The 18,367-nt window shown below is 67.7% G+C and carries 17 protein-coding genes; 9 read left to right on the top strand and 8 right to left on the bottom strand.

Annotation, left to right across the window (positions count from 1 at the left end):
- Positions 1–25: 25 nt before the first annotated feature.
- Positions 26–1,264: an MFS transporter gene (locus OG394_RS19000; RefSeq protein ID WP_328996736.1), complete on the bottom strand. Its 1,239-nt coding sequence runs from the start codon at positions 1,262–1,264 to the stop codon at positions 26–28.
- Between the two features lie 7 nt (positions 1,265–1,271).
- Positions 1,272–2,087, bottom strand: coding sequence for a DeoR/GlpR family DNA-binding transcription regulator (locus OG394_RS19005; protein ID WP_328996737.1), 816 nt, complete (start codon positions 2,085–2,087; stop codon positions 1,272–1,274).
- An 81-nt stretch (positions 2,088–2,168) separates the two neighbouring features.
- Between OG394_RS19005 and OG394_RS19010 the strand changes: the two genes are divergently transcribed.
- The 4 genes from OG394_RS19010 to OG394_RS19025 all read left to right on the top strand — a co-directional run bounded on the left by OG394_RS19010 (position 2,169) and on the right by OG394_RS19025 (position 6,411).
- Complete coding sequence (locus OG394_RS19010; RefSeq protein ID WP_328996738.1) at positions 2,169–3,296, top strand: GNAT family N-acetyltransferase; 1,128 nt, start codon at positions 2,169–2,171, stop codon at positions 3,294–3,296.
- Positions 3,293–4,258, top strand: coding sequence for a GNAT family N-acetyltransferase (locus tag OG394_RS19015; protein WP_328996739.1), 966 nt, complete (start codon positions 3,293–3,295; stop codon positions 4,256–4,258). Before OG394_RS19010 ends, OG394_RS19015 begins: the two co-directional genes overlap by 4 nt.
- A gap of 8 nt (positions 4,259–4,266) precedes the next feature.
- Positions 4,267–4,926: a GNAT family N-acetyltransferase gene (locus tag OG394_RS19020; protein ID WP_328996740.1), complete on the top strand. Its 660-nt coding sequence runs from the start codon at positions 4,267–4,269 to the stop codon at positions 4,924–4,926.
- A gap of 687 nt (positions 4,927–5,613) precedes the next feature.
- The gene (locus OG394_RS19025) at positions 5,614–6,411 is read left to right on the top strand and encodes an alpha/beta fold hydrolase (protein ID WP_328996741.1); all 798 of its coding nucleotides are present in this window, start codon (positions 5,614–5,616) and stop codon (positions 6,409–6,411) included.
- A gap of 330 nt (positions 6,412–6,741) precedes the next feature.
- On the opposite strand, the gene OG394_RS19030 is transcribed toward OG394_RS19025, so the two are convergent.
- Entirely contained in the window at positions 6,742–7,635 is an 894-nt protein-coding gene (locus OG394_RS19030; protein WP_328996742.1) for an NAD-dependent epimerase/dehydratase family protein, read from the bottom strand.
- A 188-nt stretch (positions 7,636–7,823) separates the two neighbouring features.
- Between OG394_RS19030 and OG394_RS19035 the strand changes: the two genes are divergently transcribed.
- From OG394_RS19035 to OG394_RS19045, 3 genes are all read left to right on the top strand, one after another.
- Entirely contained in the window at positions 7,824–8,792 is a 969-nt protein-coding gene (locus tag OG394_RS19035; protein WP_328996743.1) for a CAP domain-containing protein, read from the top strand.
- Positions 8,793–8,988: 196 nt separating this feature from the next.
- Positions 8,989–9,879 (top strand): hypothetical protein, encoded by an 891-nt coding sequence (locus OG394_RS19040; protein WP_328996744.1) that lies wholly within the window; start codon positions 8,989–8,991, stop codon positions 9,877–9,879.
- 99 nt (positions 9,880–9,978) lie between these two features.
- Positions 9,979–10,230, top strand: coding sequence for a hypothetical protein (locus OG394_RS19045; RefSeq protein WP_328996745.1), 252 nt, complete (start codon positions 9,979–9,981; stop codon positions 10,228–10,230).
- Positions 10,231–10,284: 54 nt separating this feature from the next.
- On the opposite strand, the gene OG394_RS19050 is transcribed toward OG394_RS19045, so the two are convergent.
- The 5 genes from OG394_RS19050 to OG394_RS19070 all read right to left on the bottom strand — a co-directional run bounded on the left by OG394_RS19050 (position 10,285) and on the right by OG394_RS19070 (position 16,092).
- A complete protein-coding gene (locus OG394_RS19050; protein ID WP_328996746.1) occupies positions 10,285–11,508 on the bottom strand; it encodes an NADP-dependent isocitrate dehydrogenase in 1,224 nt (407 codons plus the stop codon).
- A gap of 77 nt (positions 11,509–11,585) precedes the next feature.
- The gene (locus OG394_RS19055) at positions 11,586–12,746 is read right to left on the bottom strand and encodes a glycerophosphodiester phosphodiesterase (protein WP_328996747.1); all 1,161 of its coding nucleotides are present in this window, start codon (positions 12,744–12,746) and stop codon (positions 11,586–11,588) included.
- A 145-nt stretch (positions 12,747–12,891) separates the two neighbouring features.
- Positions 12,892–14,247: a M1 family metallopeptidase gene (locus OG394_RS19060; protein WP_328996748.1), complete on the bottom strand. Its 1,356-nt coding sequence runs from the start codon at positions 14,245–14,247 to the stop codon at positions 12,892–12,894.
- Positions 14,248–14,256: 9 nt separating this feature from the next.
- On the bottom strand, positions 14,257–15,171 hold the full coding sequence (locus OG394_RS19065) for an MOSC domain-containing protein (protein WP_328996749.1): 915 nt from the start codon (positions 15,169–15,171) through the stop codon (positions 14,257–14,259).
- A gap of 117 nt (positions 15,172–15,288) precedes the next feature.
- Positions 15,289–16,092 carry a spermidine synthase gene (locus tag OG394_RS19070; protein WP_328996750.1) on the bottom strand — a complete coding sequence of 268 codons (804 nt, stop codon included), beginning with the start codon at positions 16,090–16,092 and terminating at the stop codon, positions 15,289–15,291.
- Between the two features lie 112 nt (positions 16,093–16,204).
- On the opposite strand from OG394_RS19070, the gene OG394_RS19075 reads away from it, so the two are divergent.
- Positions 16,205–17,269 (top strand): hypothetical protein, encoded by a 1,065-nt coding sequence (locus tag OG394_RS19075; protein WP_328996751.1) that lies wholly within the window; start codon positions 16,205–16,207, stop codon positions 17,267–17,269.
- A 100-nt stretch (positions 17,270–17,369) separates the two neighbouring features.
- Positions 17,370–18,362 (top strand): malate dehydrogenase, encoded by a 993-nt coding sequence (locus OG394_RS19080; protein ID WP_328996752.1) that lies wholly within the window; start codon positions 17,370–17,372, stop codon positions 18,360–18,362.
- The last annotated feature ends 5 nt before the right edge of the window (positions 18,363–18,367 follow it).

Below are 18,367 nucleotides of genomic sequence, written 5' to 3' on the forward strand. Positions count from 1 at the left end.
AGGGTCGACCCTCGGAATAGGGCGGCTAGACGGGGACTCGGAGGGTGGCCTTTAGCTGGGCGCGGACGGTTGGGGCGAACGCCAGGGTGGCTGCTAGTTGGCAGAGGCCCATGACGAGGTACGGCGTGGTCAGGTTGGTCCGGTGCGCCAGGAAGCCGGCACCAACCGCCCCAAGTGGTGCTGCGCAGAAGGCCACCATTCGGTAGACGGAGGTGACTCTGCCGAGTAGGGCGCTCGGGACGATGCGTTGGCGGAGGGTGATCGTCACTACGTTCCACCAGGCACTACCGAAGCCGAGGATCACTACTGCCACGACTACCGGCACTAGTGATCCCCAGAGGCCCATGACGATCACCGCGAAGCTTGAGATGAGCATCGCGGTAAAGACGTTCGTGAAGGTCGAGAAGGCCTTGGACAACCTAGGCGTGATCACGGCACCAGCGACGCCGCCAACGGCGTACACGGCGACTAGCCAACCGAACGCCGCCTCGGGCAGTCCGAGCACTTCCAGCACGTAGAGCACGAGGATGGCGACCATGCCCGTGCCTACGGCGTTGACGACTACCAGCAACAGGCAGAGCGACCTGAGCAGCTTGTGCCGCCAGAGGTACTTCATACCTTCTACGAGTTCTCTACCTAGGTGACGGTGTTCCGAGACCTCTGGAGGCGGTACGGCCTTACGGATCTTCCAGATCAAAGCGGCCGCCACGGCGAACGAGATCGCGTCGAACAGGATCGGCAGACCGTGGTCGACCACGAACAGGAATGCGCCGAACGGAGGTCCAAGCAAGTTCGAGAGCATCAAGAGCGAGACCTGGTGATAGCCGTTGGCCCGTTCGAGATTGGCCGGGGCGACCAGGTCCGGGACTACGGCCGAGGACGCGTTGTCGAAGAACGGCGCGAACAGACCGAGCACGAATCCGGCCAGCAGCAACAGCGGGACCGTTTGCAGATCGGCCAGGACCAGCGCCGCGAAGGCTCCGGCGATCACGGCCCGGAAGGCGTCCACGATCCACATCGTGCTGGTCCGCCGCCAGCGATCGACCATCACACCGGAGACCAGGCCGAGCAGCAACCAGCCCAGGGTCGAGACGGCCTCGGTCAGCGAGACCACCCGCGGGTCCCGGGTCATCGAGGCGGCCAGCAGCGGTAACGCCCCGAAGGTGATGCCGGTGCCGAGGAACGACACCGCGCCCGCGGTCCAAGCCGTCCAGTACGTGCGGCCCAGGCCCTGCCGCACGTCCTGCTTCACCCCGGGATTCACCCGGGGCTCATGAAGCGATGACCAGCTCGCAGCCCGTGTCGCGCATTGCCTTGCGGGCCGCGGGCGGCAGACCTGGGTCGGTGACGATGACGTTCACGTCGTTCCAGCCGGCGAACGTACTGAGGCCGATCGTGCCCCACTTGGTGTGGTCCGCGACGAGCACCACCTGACGGCTGGCGGCGATGAAGGCGCGATTGGTCTCAGCCTCCATCAGGTTCGGCGTACTCAGACCGTGCTCGGCGTCGAGCCCGTGCGCGCCGAGGAACAGCAGATCGAGGTGCAACGACTGCAGCGCGGCCGTCGCGATCGGGCCGACCAGCGCGTCCGAAGGCGTGCGGATACCGCCGATCAGCACGACCGTACGGTCGGACCGGCTGTTGCTGTGGAAGACGTCGGCGATGCGGGCCGAGTTCGTCACGACCGTGAGGTTTTCCACCCGGAGCAGGTGCCGCGCGAGCGCGTAGGTCGTCGTACCGGCGCCGATGCCAACCGCGCTGTCGGGCTGCACCCGGCTCGCGGCGGCCGCAGCAATCGCTTGTTTCGCGGTCGACTCCTGCGTGAGTTTCGCGTCGAACCCGGGCTCATGCGCACTGCGCAGACCCACCGAGGTCGCGCCGCCGTGCACCTTGTGCAGCAGCCCGCTGGAGTCGAGCGCGTCGAGGTCACGCCGGATGGTCATGTCCGACACACCGAACCGCTCGACCAGCTCCGCCACCGTGATCGCCCCACGGCTGTTGACCTCGGCAACGATCGTCGCCTGCCGTTGGGCGGCCAGCTGGCCACCCCGCCCGCGGGCCGGCTCGACACTCTCAGACGCGTTCACGTCACACACACTAGTGGCCGGTCGGGTTTGCCGGTGGAAAAGTGGGAGGCGCGTCACCCGGTCCATGAGGACACTAGGCACATGAGGTTTCCCGAGGACGTGCCAGTACTGACCGATGGCGTGGTGACGTTGCGCGCGCATACCCCGGCGGATGTCGAGCCGGCGTACGAGATGTGCCAGGACGCCGACATGCAGCACTGGACCACCATCCCGGTGCCGTATGAGCGCGAGCACGCCGTCGCCTTCGTGACCGAGTTCGTAGCGGCCGGCTGGCGCGATGGCGGGTCCTGGACCTGGGCGATCGACTACGACGGCCGGTTCGCCGGGTCGATCGATCTGCGCGGCGGTGACGGCAACGGCGGGGAGATCGGGTTCGGCCTCGCTCCGTGGGCGCGGGGCAATCGCGTGATGACCCGGGCGATCCAGCTGACGCTCACGTACGCCTTCAACACGCTGGGCTGGGACCGGGTCGGCTGGCGGGCGTTCGGGGGAAACTGGGCTTCGCGCAAGGCGGTATGGAACTGCGGGTTCCGGCGGTTCCAGATCGTCACGGGTGGCGTGGTGGTTCGCGGCGTACGACGGGACGAGTGGCTGGCCTCGATCACGCGAGATGAGGATCGCGAACCGCAGGGCAACTGGTGGACGATCCCGGTGATCGAGGGCGACGGCTTCCGGCTGCGGCCGCTCGAGGATCGGGATATCGAGCGCACCACCGAGGCCTGTGCCGACGAGCGGACCCAGCACTGGCTGTCCGCCATGCCCTCGCCCTATACGGCCGAGCACGCGAAGGGCTTCATCGAAACCCGCCGGGAGTTCGCGGCCACCGGCAGCGGCGTTTCCTGGGCGATCGCGGATGCCGGCGACGACCGGTTGCTCGGCAACGTGAGCGTTTTCGACATGACCCACCGCGTCGACCACACTCTCGGCGAGATCGGCTATTGGGCGCATCCCGATGCCCGCGGCCGGGGCGTGATGACGGCGGCCGTCGCACTCGTGATCCGGCAGGCCTTCACGCCCATCGACAAGGGCGGCCTCGGTCGTCGGCGGCTCGTCCTGCTCGCCAACGAACCGAACTCCGCCTCCCGGCACATCGCCGAGGCCAACGGCTTCACCCAGGTCGGCGTCCAGCGCGCGACCGCTCCCCTGCGCGACGGCTCGTACGACAATCTGGTCATGTACGACCTGCTGGCAACCGAGGTGGCGCTGTGATCCTGACCTCTGAGACCGTCCGGCTCTTGCCTTCGACGGGCGACTTGAGCTGGGTGGTCGAGCGCGACGGCGAGAAGACCGGCACGATCGGCCTCACCTCCCCCGCGGGTCCGGGTGGCGACATCACCTTCAGCCCGGGCGTGACGGCCGAGGCGGTGCGGCTGGTGGCTTCCTTCGCGTTCGAGCAGCTCGGCTGGGAGATCGTGCTGTGGCGTTCGCCCGCCAACGACTGGGATGGTCTTCGCGCTCTCTGGGAGGCCGGGTTCGGCCGGTTCGCGTACGTCGACGGGGGTACGGCGTACCAGGGCGTGCGTTGTGAGCAGTGGATCGCCTCGCTCCGGGCCGGAGACTCGCGCGAGCCGCGTACGCCGTGGTGGGACATCCCGGTGATCGATGGCGAGCGCCTCCGGCTTCGGCCGCACCGGCCTTCGGACGCGCAGCGCATCGTCGAAGCGGCGTCGGACGAGCGTACGCAGTACTGGGCGCCGCATTTCGCCTCGCCGTACACCTTGGCCGACGCCGAGTACTACCTGGAGTCGCGGCTCTGGATGAGCGCGACCGGTACGGCCGTCAGCTGGGCCGTGGTCGACCCCGAGACCGACGTACTGCTGGCCAACCTCAGCGTCCTGCACATCGATGGCGACGACTCCGGCGAGATCGGCTTCTGGGCCCATCCGGAGGCGCGCGGGCGCGGCCTGATGACCGAGGCGGTCGCGCTGGGCATCCGGCACGCCTTCACCCCGGTCGAGGCGGGCGGGCTCGGGCGCTACCGGCTCGTGCTCGCCACCGCCGCGGGGAACACCGCCTCGCAGCACGTTGCCCTGGCCAACGGATTCGTGGCCGCGGGCATCGAACGGGAGGCCGAGGTGCTGCGCGACGGGAGCCGCCAGGACATGCTCTGGTTCGACCTGCTGCGAAGCGAATCGCCTTTCCCCTCGCCCGAAACCGATCCGGCTGCTTGAATTCAGCAGTGACCGATCGTGAGGAGCTGGTTCGCCAGTGGCAGGCCGGATGGTCCAAGTCCCGGGGCTGGACGACCGTCGTCGACGAGGACGGCCTGCTGACCGTGCGGGCCGGCGAACAAGGCCGCGCCATGGAGTACGTCGTCCTGGACGCTGACGCCCACCCCGAGCGGCTGGAGCGGGCCGCGGGCCTCGCCCTGGCCACCACCGGCGCGCGCGGTTCCGCCTGGGTCACGGTGGTCACCGATGACCGTGAGGCGCGTGCCGACGAGCTGGAAGACCTCGGTCTGGAGGTCCAGCGGGACAAGGAATGGCTGATGACCATCCGGTTGTCCGACCAGCCCAAGCTGCAACTCCATCCGCGCTACGCCCTCGTCTCCGAGCTCGAGTCCGACGTGATCATCACCCGGGCCACCATCCACGGCGCCGTCGCCTCCAGCGGCCGGATGGCCGTAGTCGGCCAGGACGCCATCGCCGACCGGATCGAGACCGACCCCCAGCACCGCCGACGCGGCCTGGGCAGCGCCGTCATGGCCGCCCTGGTCGAGGCGGCCGCAGCCCAAGGTGCCACCCGAGGCGTCCTCGCCGCGTCCAAGGACGGCCTACGCCTCTACCGCTCCCTCGGCTGGAAGGTCGCCGCCGACATAGTCGTCGGCCGCTCCCGCTGAATCAGGTCGTCTGCGCGCCGCGTGGCCGTACCGGCGAAGACATCCGGTAGCCACGGCCACCCCGGGGTGCTCTCGCACGCCACAGGGTCCGCGATTGCTACAGCCATGACGCAGACGCCCGGCATTCCGTCCGCATCCTTCGTCACGATAATTGACTCATCAACCCACGCCTGCGGGTGAACGGTGTGGGCGCGTCCGACAGATTGTGAATGGCTCGCGGCGCCGCTCTGGACGCCCGACTCTCAGTCACCCAGCGGAGCCGCGAGCCATGTCGGTGAAGGCGGCGGGCCGCTCGCGATGGCCCGGTCGACCCTTTGGGGCAGAAGTGTCGAGGGGAATGGGCAGGGGCGCGACGTACCGCTGAAATTCCCGTTGGCGACTTTAAGGTGAGTGCGTGTTGACGTCCTCCACCCGCCTGAAGGCGAGGGATTCCAACCCACCACCCGGAGGTAGCGAGATGAGGTTCGCGGATCATCGCCGTGCCCGACTGCGCAAGAAGGCTCACCGCGCTGCCACGGCCCGCCCGGCCGCAGTCACTACAAGGTCAAACTGTCGTGCTAATGCTGGACGCTTGGTTATCGCAGGCCAGCACCCCAAAACCTACCCGACGCCCCCGACAAAACCTGAATGGAGGGACCGGCGTTTCCTCCCCGCCCTGAAAGACGGGGTCTCCACGCCGGACCATCAATGATCGAGAAGGACTTGCGGTTGAGTGATGGCAGGACTCTGCACGTCTATGACAGCGGCGGGGATGGGTTGCCGGTGTGCTGGTTGCACGGGACGCCGAATATCGGTCTGCCGCCTGAGCCGTTGTTCCGCGACGATCTGCGCTGGGTGTCGTTCGACCGGCCGGGGTACGGCGGTTCGACCCGGCATCTGGACCGGTCGGTGGCCTCGGTCGCGACGGATACCGCAGCCGTCGCGGACTTCCTTGGGCTGGATCGGCTGGCGCTGGTCGGTCATTCGGGTGGCGCTTCGTTCGCGCTGGGGGCGGCGAGTCTGTTGGGTACGCGCGTCAGCTCCGTGCTCGCGGTCTCGGCGCTTGCGCCTTTCGGTGCGAAAGGGCTGGACTGGTTCGCCGGGATGATCCCGTCGGGCGTGGCTTCGCTAACAGCGGCCGCTGCTGGCCGCGAGGCGAAGGAGCGACACGAGAACTCGGGCGTGGAGTATGACCCGGAGTTCACCGAGGCCGACGTGGCCGCATTCAACGGCGAGTGGTCCTTCTTCGGCAAGGTCGCCGGCCCGGCGATGGCGAACGGGCCGGGCGGCCTGATCGACGACGACCTCTGCTACGTCCAGCCATGGATCTACAACCCGATCTCCCCGGTCATGCTGCTCCACGGCGGCCAGGACGGCATCGCGCCCCCGACGCATGCGGACTGGCTGGCCCACCACATGTCCGTGACCGAGCTCCTCCTCTACCCCGCCGAAAGCCACATCTCCGTCCTCACCCACGCCCGCGAAGCCCTCGACTTCCTCGAGTAAGCCCGCGGTCCTACGGGTAAGCCCCGGTCCTACTACGACGGCGACGGCCAGGTGATCGGCAACGCGAGCGCCGCGCCGTACGCCGTACACGGCGCATCCCCCATTCCCAAGCCCGCGGGCTGATTTGTGGAAAACCCCTCCGCGAGGTGCCGCCTTATGTCGCGCGTGTGCAAACGCAACCAGGCACCTCGCGGAGGGGTTTTCCACAAATCGGCCAGAGGTTGGTTTTGCGCGCGTCGGACTGTGCGCGGGTGCGTTCCTCGACGGCGGCATCGCCCCTCGGAAAGAGGCCCGGGCGGATTCCGGCGAATGAACGGCAAGGGGCGTCGGTTAGAGCTGGAGGGCCTCGTCGGTGGTCAGTGGGGTGATGCCGAAGGTGTTGGTGGCGGCGGTGGAGTCGAGGATGAAGGGGTGGGCGAGTTGGTACTGGATCTCGCGCATCTCTTTCGCGGTCGGGTTGAAGAGGCCGCCCAGCCAGAGGATCGGGGCGGGCATGCGGGATAGCTTCGGCTCCGGCGAGTTCGTGAGTACGGCGTACCGGGTGGCGAGGTCGCGGATCGACATCGGCGCCGGCGTCGGCACATGCCAGACCCGACCCAACACCAGGTCCTCAGAGGCAGAGGCGACCGCCACGAGAGTGCGAGCGACGTCGGCGACGGCTGTCCAGCTGTGCAAGGCGTCCAGGTCGGCCGGGACCGAGGCGGTCTTGCCCGCGCGGACCTTCGGGAAGACCACCACGGACATCACCGACTGCGCCCCGGCGCCGAGGTAGTCCGAGCTGCGGACCTCGGCCGCCCGGATCCGCCCGGCCTGGTGTGCCGCGAGAACGTCCGCCCACATCCGCGCCCGGACCTCACCCTTGACCGAGTTGGGCCGCTCCGGCGTCTCCTCCGTGATCGGGCCATCGACCGGGCCGTACGCGTAGAGGTTCCCGGCGGAGACGAGGACCGCACCAGTGGCCTCGGCGGTCCGGATCAACGCGTCGTTCAGGGGCGGCCAGTCGGTTGACCAACGGTGGTACGGCAGGCCCGCGCAGTTGTACAACGCCGAGGCGCCGGCCGCTACGTCCGTCAGACCCGCGGCCGCATCCGCCTTCACCAGGGTGATGCCGGGGTGGTCCGGACCGGTTCCCCGGCGGCTGACCAGCTTGACCTCTTCCCCTTGCTCCGCGAGCAACCGGGCGGTCGACGTACCCACTGGTCCAGCACCGACAACGACCTGCATAAAGGCTCCTGGTGAGATCGGCCGACGACCAACGCCGGCTAAGTGCCGCAGAGTAGCGGAGCGGCGTGAATGCGAGGAGCGAGTTAAATCTTGAGAAGTCAGCGACTCGCGGGACCCGTTATCCGCTACTGTCTGCGTTCGTACTTCGTGACACGGGGACTTCACGACGACAAAGGAATCGCAGACCCATGACCGACTCGCCCGCCAGCGGCCGGCATCGCAGGAAAGCCCGTCGAGGTGTCCTCGGGCCCGTGGTGAGCGCACTGTCCGTGCTGCTCGCCACTGCACCTGTGGTGTGGGTGATGACCAGCAGCCGTGGTGATTCCGTCCAGGACCGCCAGGCCACGCTACAGAACGTCTCCGACGACGACCTCGGCACCGAGCGCGGCAGCGACGCCATCGACAACACCGGCGAGAAGCGTGCGGGCGTTGTCGTCACGCTGCCGCACGGCAAGGTCGTCACCACGACGCCGGGCGGCACCAGCTCGCTCGGTCCCCTCGTCACCGGTACAACCGGTACGCCGAAGCCGGGACAGACCACCGTACCGACGAAGCCGACACCCACGGCCGGTACGACGACCGCGCCGCCGACGACCACCATCACGGTCCGGCCGACGCGTACGCCGACCGACGAGCCGACGCGGACCGGGCAGAGCACCAAGCCGACCCGGACCCCGACGAGCACGCCGACCCGGACCGTCACGGCGACCCCGACAAAGACGCCGACCACTCCGCCGCCCTCGCAACCGCCGCCTAACGGGACGAACTCCGTGGAGCGCGAGGTGCTCGACCTCGTGAACGCCGAGCGGCGCGACGAAGGCTGCCGCCCACTCCAGCTGAACGACGCGCTGGTCCGGGCCGCCGGCGGGCATGCGTCGGACATGGCCAACCGCAAGTACTTCTCGCACGAGACGCCCGAGGGCAAGACGGCCTCGCGGCGGATGCGCGATGCGGGCTGGAGCGGTCGCACGTACGGCGAGAACATCGCCGCGGGTTACCCGAGTGCCGAAAGTGTCGTCGACGCCTGGATGGAAAGCGACGGCCATCGCGCGAACATCCTGAACTGCTCCTTCACCGTGACCGGAATCGGGTACGACCCCGGCCGGGTGAAGGAGGGCTACAGCCCAGGCAGCTGGGTGCAGGACTTCGGCGGCTGATCGCTGTGCGTGGACGGCCGCTCCCCGTCCGTGCAACTGCCATTCCGGCATTCAGACACAACGATCGATCGTGTATCGAAAAGACCCGGCTGGGTAGGCCCCGCGGGTCAAGGTCCACCGTTCCGCTTTGCTTCAGGGAACGGCCGGACGAGGTGAGGTACGTCTTGGGGGCGACCGTGAAGGGATTTACGCAAGCATGTCAGAGCACGGCGCCAACCGGCGGCCGCACAGTAGGCGGAAGAACCAGTCCAAAGGCCTGAAGCCCTTCGTCATTCTCGGGGCCATCCTGGCTGTGGTCGCGCCCATCGCGTGGATCCTCGGCCAGGAGACCGGCGGCGGTAGCGCCGACGGGGCGATCCCGTACGTCAACCGCGACGACGACAGTTACAACACCCCGGATCACGAGATCCCGATCGTCGACTCCACCCCGGGCGACGTACCGTCCAAGGCCCCGACGCCGACGACCAAGCCGTCGACTCCTGGCGTGACGCCTACTCCGACGCCAGGTGAGACCACGACTCCGGGCCATCTCAACAGCGAAACGCCGGTTCCGACGACGGCGCCGACGGAACGTCCGACGTCCACCGACACGGTCCCGCCGACGAGCCGGCCGACCACCTCAGGCCGGCCGACGCCGACGCCGACCGAGACCTCGACGACGAGTTCCCCAACGCCGACGGCGACTGAGACGACGCGTACGCCGACCGACAACGGCGGCATGGAGAACTTCGAGTTCGAGCTGTTCAGCACGCTCAACGGTGCGCGCGAGTCAGAGGGCTGCGCTCCCCTCAAGCGCAACACCTCCCTCACCAAGGGCGCGCGTGCCGATGCCGCTGGCCGTGCGAAGAGTGGCGAGGTCGACGGAAGAGGTGCGTCCTACGCGGCCGTTGGCGGCAAGGGCATGACCGCCAAGGGCGCAGCGGATCGGCTCCTGCAGGACCACCGGTCGACCGTACTCAATTGCGACCTCACCACCCTCGGGGTCGGGCGGGGCGATCACACCTACACGGAGAGCGGCCTCGTCTGCAGTATTTTCAACACCTGCCCCGATGCCACCCGCTTCGCGTGGGTCGTGGATTTCACCTGAGCGCCGAGCTTACGGAATCGAGACGGAACCGCGGGTCGCTTGAGTAGCGGCGATCCGCGGGGTTAGCTTGTGCTCCACACGCTTCCCGTGGGAGGTCGGATGTACAACGACGACCCGTACGACGACGCCCCCGTTGGGCCCGCGCATCAGGGCATTCCGCCTGGCGCGCACGACGACCGCCGGCCGGTCGAGGCCCGGCAGATGGGGCTCAGCCGGCACACCCAGGAAGGCGCACTCATCGAGTTCGCCTCACAACTCAGCGCGACGAAACCCACTCACCGCTTCATCGCCTTCCTGATGCTGATCGCCTTCGCGGCCCCAGCCCTCTACACGATCGTCCTGATCCTCTGACCCCTGCGACCCAGAAGCCCCGCACCCCCAGTCGGGCGCGCGGGGCTTTTGGATTCAGAGGCCGGCGACCTTCTTCTGCAGGTTCTCGTCGAGGGCCGCGAGGAACTCCTCGGTGGTGAGCCAGGCCTGGTCCGGGCCGACGAGCACGGCCAGGTCCTTGGTCATCAGGCCTTGTTCGACGGTCTCGACGCAGACCGCCTCGAGCGCCTCCGCGAACGCGATGACCTCAGGTGTGTTGTCCAGCTTGCCGCGGTGCTTGAGACCGCCGGTCCACGCGAAGATCGACGCGATCGGGTTGGTCGAGGTCGGCTTGCCCGCCTGGTGCTGGCGGTAGTGCCGGGTGACCGTGCCGTGCGCGGCCTCGGCCTCGACGGTCTTGCCATCCGGCGCCATCAGCACCGAGGTCATCAGGCCGAGCGAGCCGAACCCCTGCGCGACGGTGTCGGACTGCACGTCACCGTCATAGTTCTTGCACGCCCAGACGTACCCGCCCTCCCATTTCAGCGCCGAGGCGACCATGTCGTCGATCAGGCGGTGCTCGTAGGTGAGGCCGTTCTTCTCGAACTCCTCCTTGAATTCCTCGTCGAAGATCTTCTGGAAGATGTCCTTGAAGGCGCCGTCGTACGACTTGAGAACGGTGTTCTTCGTCGACATGTACACCGGCAGGTTGCGCTGCAGGCCGTACGACAGTGAGGCGCGGGCGAAGGCCTCGATGGACTTGTTGGTGTTGAACATGCCCATCGCCACACCGCCGTCGTCGCCGTAGTCCGCGACCACCTGCTCGATCGGCTCGGAGCCGTCGGCCGGCTGGAACTTGATCGTCAGCTGACCGGCCCCGGGAACCTTGAAGTTCGCCGCCTTGTACTGGTCGCCGTGCGCGTGACGGCCGATGATGATCGGCTTGGTCCAGCCCGGCACCAGCCGCGGGATGTTGGAGATGACGATCGGCTCACGGAAGATCACGCCGCCGAGGATGTTGCGGATCGTCCCGTTCGGGGAGCGCCACATCTGCTTCAGGCCGAACTCCTCGACCCGGGCCTCGTCGGGGGTGATGGTGGCGCACTTGACGCCCACGCCGTACTGCTTGATGGCCTCGGCCGCGTCGACGGTGACCTGGTCGTCGGTCGCGTCCCGGTTCTCGATGCCCAGGTCGTAGTACTTGAGGTCGATGTCGAGATAGGGGTGGATCAGGCGGTCCTTGATGAACTGCCAGATGATCCGCGTCATCTCGTCGCCGTCGAGCTCGACGACCGGGTTCTTCACCTTGATCTTGGCCATGGCAGAACGGCTTCCCCTCATCCGATTTGTCTTGACGTCAAGATATCACGAGATATCTTGACGTCAAGACAAGTTCGTCAGCGAGTGGGTACCAGGTCGTTGCGGAAGGCAACGGCTACGTCCGGGTGGTCGGTGAAAACGCCATCCACACCGGCCTTACGGAACACGGCGAGCTCGGCCAGCAGGTTGCCGAAGTCGGCCGGGTTGGTGCTGGTGCGGTACTCCAGCGGCACGAAGTTGTTCTCCGCGCGGAAGGTGTACGGGTGGACCTTCAAGCCGCTCCGGTGCGCGTCGTGGACGAGCGTCGTCGGCTTGGTCAGACGGCCGGCCGCATCCCGCGGGATGACCGTGTCCTTCCACGGGCCGATACCGGCGGCGTACGTCGAGATCTCGCGCAGGCCGGCCGGAGTGACCAGGTCGCCGTACTTCCGCGGGTCGCCCTTGACCACGAAGTCGTACGGTGCGGCGTCGAGCGCGTCGAGCAGTTGCACCAGCGGCACGCGCAGGTCCCGCTTCAGCGCGCGCAGGTTCGACACCTCGAAGGACTGGACGAAGACCTTGGCGCCTCGGTGGTTCAGGCCGTTCTTGGTGAGGGCCTTCACCAGCAGCGGCTCGAGCGCGAGACCCTGCTGCTGGAAGTACGTCGGGTGCTTGGTCTCGGGGTAGATGCCGACCGTACGGCCGAGCTCCCGGGACAGCCGCTTGGACAGGTCGATGACCTCCTGGAAGGTCGGAACCTGGTAGCGGCCGTCGTACAACGTGTTGTGCTGGCGAATCGCCGGGATGCGCTCCTTGGCCCGCAGCGTGCGCAGCTCGGCCAGGGTGAAGTCCTCGGTGAACCAGCCGGTCAAGGCCACCCCGTCGAGCTTCTTGGTCTTCTTGCGGGCGGCGAACTCGGGGTGGGCGGCGACGTCGGTGGTGCCGCCGATCTCCGGCTCGTGCCGGGCGACGAGCACCTTGTCCTTGGTCACCACCAGGTCGGGCTCGATGTAGTCGGCGCCCATCCGCGCGGCCAGCTCGTACGACGCGAGCGTGTGCTCGGGCCGGTAGCCGGACGCGCCGCGATGGCCGACCACCACGAACTTCGGGTCGTGGCTGGTGGTCGCAACGCTGGGCGTGGTGACGCTGGGCGTGGTGACGGGTTTTGCGGGCGCGAGCGTCGGGGCCAAGGCGAGGCCTCCGAGGGTCGCGGTGGTCGCCGCGGCGGCGACGATCTTCCGGGTCAGGGCGGTGGGCACCGGATTCTCCTTACAGGTCAGGGGTCTGCCGGGTCACCTTCAGCCGGGTGGACCAGCATCGCGCGACCACCGTGCGACCATACGGCGTCAACGGCGTGAACGGATAGGGATCGTTCACCCTGCGCAGCCGACTCCGGACCGTACGTCAGCGAATCCGGTGCTCGTGCCAGAACTGGGTGAGGTCCTTACCGGAAACCTTCGCGGCGGCGGCCTTGAAATCGGCATTCGTCGAGACGCCATGCCAATGCGCCCGGGCGTACGACTTCATCAGGCGGGCCATCGCGGTCTCGCCGATCGTGCGTTCCAGCTCGTGCAGCACGCAGGACCCGGCGAAGTACACGAAGAAGCTCCAGCCCCTGCCGTGTCTCGCCCAGTAGCCCATCGAATTACTGATGGCCTGTTCGTTGTTGTCCCAGTAGACCTCGTTCCAGCACCCGACGGCCTTTTCGCCGTAGAACAGGTCCTGCGAATACACCGCAAAGGCCTCGTCCAACCACGGATCGGCGTACTCGTCGTTGCCGATGATCCCGTACCACCACTGGTGCGCCAGCTCGTGCACGGTCGCGCTCTCGACCCCGTCGACGGCGACGAGCACGAACCCCGGGTACTCCATACTCCCGATCGGCTGGAAGCCAGGACTGAGTACGAGGTCCACCTCGCCGTACGGGTACTTCCCGAACCTACGGCCGAGATCGTCCATCACTGCAAGGGCCTCACGCCGTACGGCGTTGATGCTGGCCGGAGCGGTTCCGGCGGTCCAGTGCAGGTTGACCCGGATACCACCGGGTGAGGTGGCACTGGCCGATTTGAACGGCCCTGCCGCCCATGCGAAGTCCCGCACCTTCCGGGCGAGGGCGACGGTGGTGACGCGACCACCCGGTGCAGGTTGTTTGGACGATAGACCCGTCGCGGGGACCGCTAGAGCCTTCGGGTGGTTCAGCCGGACCAGGAAGTCCGAGGTGAGTGTGTAGAAGCTCTCGCCGATCCCGACGTCCGGGTCGAGCCGCCAGCCGCCGGCGTCGCGTACAGCCAACACAGGCAGGGCATTGCCCAGGAAGTTGTGCTGGCCGAGTCGGCCGAACCTGTTCAGCCTGGTCGGTACGTCGATGCTCAGGTCGAACGCGACGTGCCCACGAGCCCCACGCTGCAAGGGCTTTGGCAGGTCGATCCGCAGCGCGCTGCAACGTACGGTCAGCGGTGCCGGCTTGCCGCCCGTGAGACGGCTGACGCGCACAGGAGACGGCCTACTCGTCGTACCGCAGCCGTCGAGGCCGTTGCCCCACAAGCGGAGGTAGATCTCCTTGAGCGGCTTGGCCGAGGTGTTGGTGAAGTAGACCTTCTGACGGCCTCTCCACTGCGTCCCCGTCGCGTTAGACCGCATTGCGACGTCGTACACCGCCTTGGACGGCGTAGCGGCTGCCAACGTAGGAGTCGCTAGAGCCGGGGTGAGCAGGCTAGAGCCGAGACAAAGCGTCAGGGTGGCACAGATCAGTCGTCGCACCCTTTGAAGCTAGCGACTCTTAGGGCCAGCCGTCGGCTCACGAGTCTTCTGGCCGGCCTTGGGCTCACGAGTGGCTGGAGCCGGATCCGGGCCTTCAGGCAGCCAGTCGGTCACCACGAACTCGTCGCCAACCGACACCACCCCAGGCGTGAGCACCGCCGCCTTCATCCCGAAACTGACCCCACCGCCGTACGTCGGTTCGCGCCGGTACGTCGCCAGCGTGCGCGTCGGCTCAGGCCCGCTCCGGACACCGGTGGTCTGGTCGATCGTCGGCACCGCACACCGGATCGACCGGGACGAGTAGCCGATCTCGGCCGCGCCGATCGTTGCCTTGAGCACCTTGTCCTCGGTATGCGGCTCGGGCCAGCCGGATACCACCAGATTCGGCCGGAACCGGTTCATCGGCAGTGCCTCGCCGCCGGTTTCGAGGATGCGCGAGTTCAGCTCGTCGAGCGACGCCGGCGAGGTGATCAGCAAGGCGTGCGCGTCACCGAAACCGCTCTGGCCCGGATGCACACCCCAACCCGGCCGATGGTGCTCCGGCGTGACCCGCACCAGCGTCGCGGGCCGATCGAGCACCTCGGTGAACCACTTCCCGGCGAGCGGATCCTGGTCCACGCCCTGCCCGAACCACTTCCCGAACAGGCTCACGTCGCGCCGCGGTCCCTCCGCCGCCACCTCGACCACCAGGTCAGCCGCCCCGTCCACGCTGAACCGCAACACCGCGCCGTCATCGGAGACCGCCGTCCGAACCGCCGCCATCGCGGGCAGCGTGCGCTGACTGTGGAAGACCCCATCCCGCGGATCCACCAACATCAACTCCCGGTCGAACCGCACCCCGGCAACCCCGACCTCAGCCGCCTCCACCGAGATCCCCGCCAGCCCCTTAACCGGGTAAAACCACAACTCCGCAATCCTCGCCACCCCCCAAACCTACTGCCCACCTCCCCACCAACCCCCAAAGGCCCGTACGCCGTACTCGCGCCATCCCCCATTCCCAAGCCCGCGGGCGGACTTGTGAATAACCCTCCCGCGAGGGGGTCAGCGGAAGGTGCCGGCGGGGGCTGCGGGGGTGGTGAACGCGTCCGCGTCGACGAGGGGTTGGGCCTTGCCGGCGACCTCGGCCAACGGCAGGACGTCGTACGGCGGCTGGGCTTTTCGGACAGCGGGTGTGACGTCGGGCAACGGCTGGCGGGAGGTGGCGAGGATTACGTTGCCGAAGGACTTGCCGCGGAAGACCTTGCGTTCGGCCAGTGCGACGCCTTGGCCGAAGGACGCGAGCATGGTGGCGGCTACCCGGCGGAGGAACGGCAGGCCGGCCGTACCGTCGATGAGGTTGTAGACGGCGACTCCCCCGGGGCGCAGCACGCGAAGGGCTTCCAAAGCGAATTCGGTCGTGACCAGGTTTGCCGGGACTGCTTCGCGGACGAAGGCGTCGACGATCAGTACGTCGACCGAGTCGTCGTACACGTCGGCGATCCCGGCACGGCCCGTCGCACCGCGGACCTTGATCCCCGCACGCTTCGGCACCGGCAGGGCTTCGCGGACGAATTCGGTCAGGTCCTCGTCGGGCTCGAGCACGATCTGCCGGGACCGCGGCCGGGTGGTGGCGACGTACCTCGGCAGGGTGAGCCCGGCGCCGCCGATGTGCAGCACCGAGATCGGCTGACGGCGGCCCGCGACGGCGTCGAGGAGGTCGCCGATGCGGCGCATGTACTCGAAGCTGAGGTTGGCGGGATCGGCCAGATCGACCTGGGACTGCAGCGAGCCGTCGACCCGCAGCACGAAGGTGCCGTCCGGAGCCGCCTCGATCTCGGCCAGTCCGCTGGCCACCTGTCGTTCCACGCCACCCATTGTGACCGTTGCAGGTTCGTGCAACCTCGGCCCGTTCTGCTCAACGGCCGCTTGACTCCCGCTAGGGTCCTGAGCAAAGCGGCCAAAAGCAGGAGGAATAACGATGGGTTACGGACGCAGGACAGCGGCGGCGGGGGCTGCCGCAGTACTGGCGTTGACGTTGGTGGCATGCGGATCGGAAGACCCGGCAAGCAGCCCCAGCGCCAGCAACACCACCCCGACCGACAACGTGAGTACGACGCCGTCGGGGACACCGTCACCCACCCCGGGCGTGTTGAGCGGCAGCTGGGCGGAAGACGCGGGCCAGTCCGAGCGGGTGCAACAGGCCCTGGTCGCGAAGGGGTTCACGTGCACCCGTCATAGCGATCCGGGCGCCGACCTGCGGATGTGCTCGCTGGCGAAGGCGTACCCGAAGAAGGAAGGGTTCGACAGCTACGACAGTGCCGACATCACGTTCCTGGCCGACCAGAAGGGCACGGTCGTGCTCGCCGACTTCAACGCGACCGGTCATAACGAGGAGACCACGGAATCGCTGAAGCGCGCCATGGTCGACAAGATCGTGCCGGCGGCTGACGTCGAGGTCCTGCTTGCGGATGGCAAGGAGCTCACCTGGGGCAAATACCAGCCGATGCAGCCGAACACGGAGCCTGGCGACAAGGACCTGATCAAGACCGGATTCGACCAGATTCCCGGCGGTTATCTGCCGCACTTCGAGTCGATGCCGGTCACCAAGGAGCAGGCGTTGCCGAAGCTCAAGGCGACCAAGCTGAAGTGCAGCTTCGTCGACGGGATCAACACCGAGCCGGATCACCTGGACTGCTACGACACCACCTTCGACGGGATCTCGGCCAAGCCGCCCGTTGATGCCAGGGCCACCCTCAGCGTGATCGACGGCCCCGCCGGGATCAACGCGATCTACTTCGCCGGCGAGAACGGTGACGAGGTGTCGGTCAAGAACGCCATTCGCAAGCTCGCCCCGAGGCTGCCCGCGATCGATCCGTCCCTCCAGCCGATCGCCGACTGGGTGCTCGCCAACATGGACGGTGTCGACCACGAGGCCTTCTTCGGCGGGTGGCGAGTGGACTTCAACGCCGGGAGCGGCCCCGGCCATGCTGCTTACCGCGTCAGCATCGCGCCCCAGAAAGTGCTCGGCGTGGAGCGGCCGTAACAGAGCTAACAGGTACCCAGACTCGTGTCCCTCCGTCCGGATTGCTAACGTCCGGACGGAGTCCACTCCGCCATTTCGAGTCTGTCGTTTGGAGCGTGTCGTGAGTAATACACCCGTGAAGGTCGCCGTCACCGGCGCCGCCGGCCAGATCGGCTACAGCTTGCTGTTCCGGATCGCCAGTGGTGCGCTGCTCGGGCCGGACACGCCCGTCGAGCTCCGGCTGCTCGAGATCACCCCCGCCCTGAAGGCGCTCGAGGGTGTCGTGATGGAGCTGGACGACTGCGCCTTCCCGACCCTGGCCGGGGTGGAGATCGGCGACGACGCCAACACCATCTTCAACGGCGCGAACGTCGCGCTGCTGGTCGGCGCCCGCCCCCGCACCAAGGGGATGGAGCGCGGTGACCTGCTCGAGGCCAACGGCGCGATCTTCACCGTGCAGGGCAAGGCGCTGAACGAGCACGCCGCCGACGACATCCGCGTCACCGTGACCGGTAACCCGGCCAACACCAACGCGCTGATCGCGAAGAGCAACGCGCCGGACATCCCGGCCGAGCGTTTCTCCGCGCTGACCCGGCTGGACCACAACCGCGCGCTGGCCCAGCTCGCGGCCAAGACCGGCACCTCGGTCAACGACCTGAAGAAGATGACGATCTGGGGCAACCACTCGGCCACCCAGTACCCGGACATCTTCCACGCCGAGGTCGGCGGCAAGAACGCGGCCGAGGTCGTCAACGACCAGGCGTGGCTGGAGAACGACTTCATCCCGACCGTGCAGAAGCGTGGCGCGGCGATCATCGAGGCCCGTGGCTCCTCCAGCGCCGCCTCCGCCGCCGCGGCCACCATCGACCACGCGCGCGACTGGCTGAAGGGCACCGCCGAGGGCAACTGGACCTCGATGGCGGTCGTGTCCGACGGCTCGTACGGCGTACCGCAGGGGCTCATCTCGTCCTTCCCGGTCACCAGCTCGAACGGGAACTACGAGATCGTCCAGGGGCTCGAGATCAACGAGTTCTCCCGCGGCCGCATCGACGCCAGCGCCGCCGAGCTCGGCGAAGAGCGCGACGCCGTCCAGGCCCTCGGCCTGCTCGGCTGACCTAG

Source organism: Kribbella sp. NBC_01245 (assembly GCF_036226525.1).
Lineage (GTDB): Bacteria > Actinomycetota > Actinomycetes > Propionibacteriales > Kribbellaceae > Kribbella.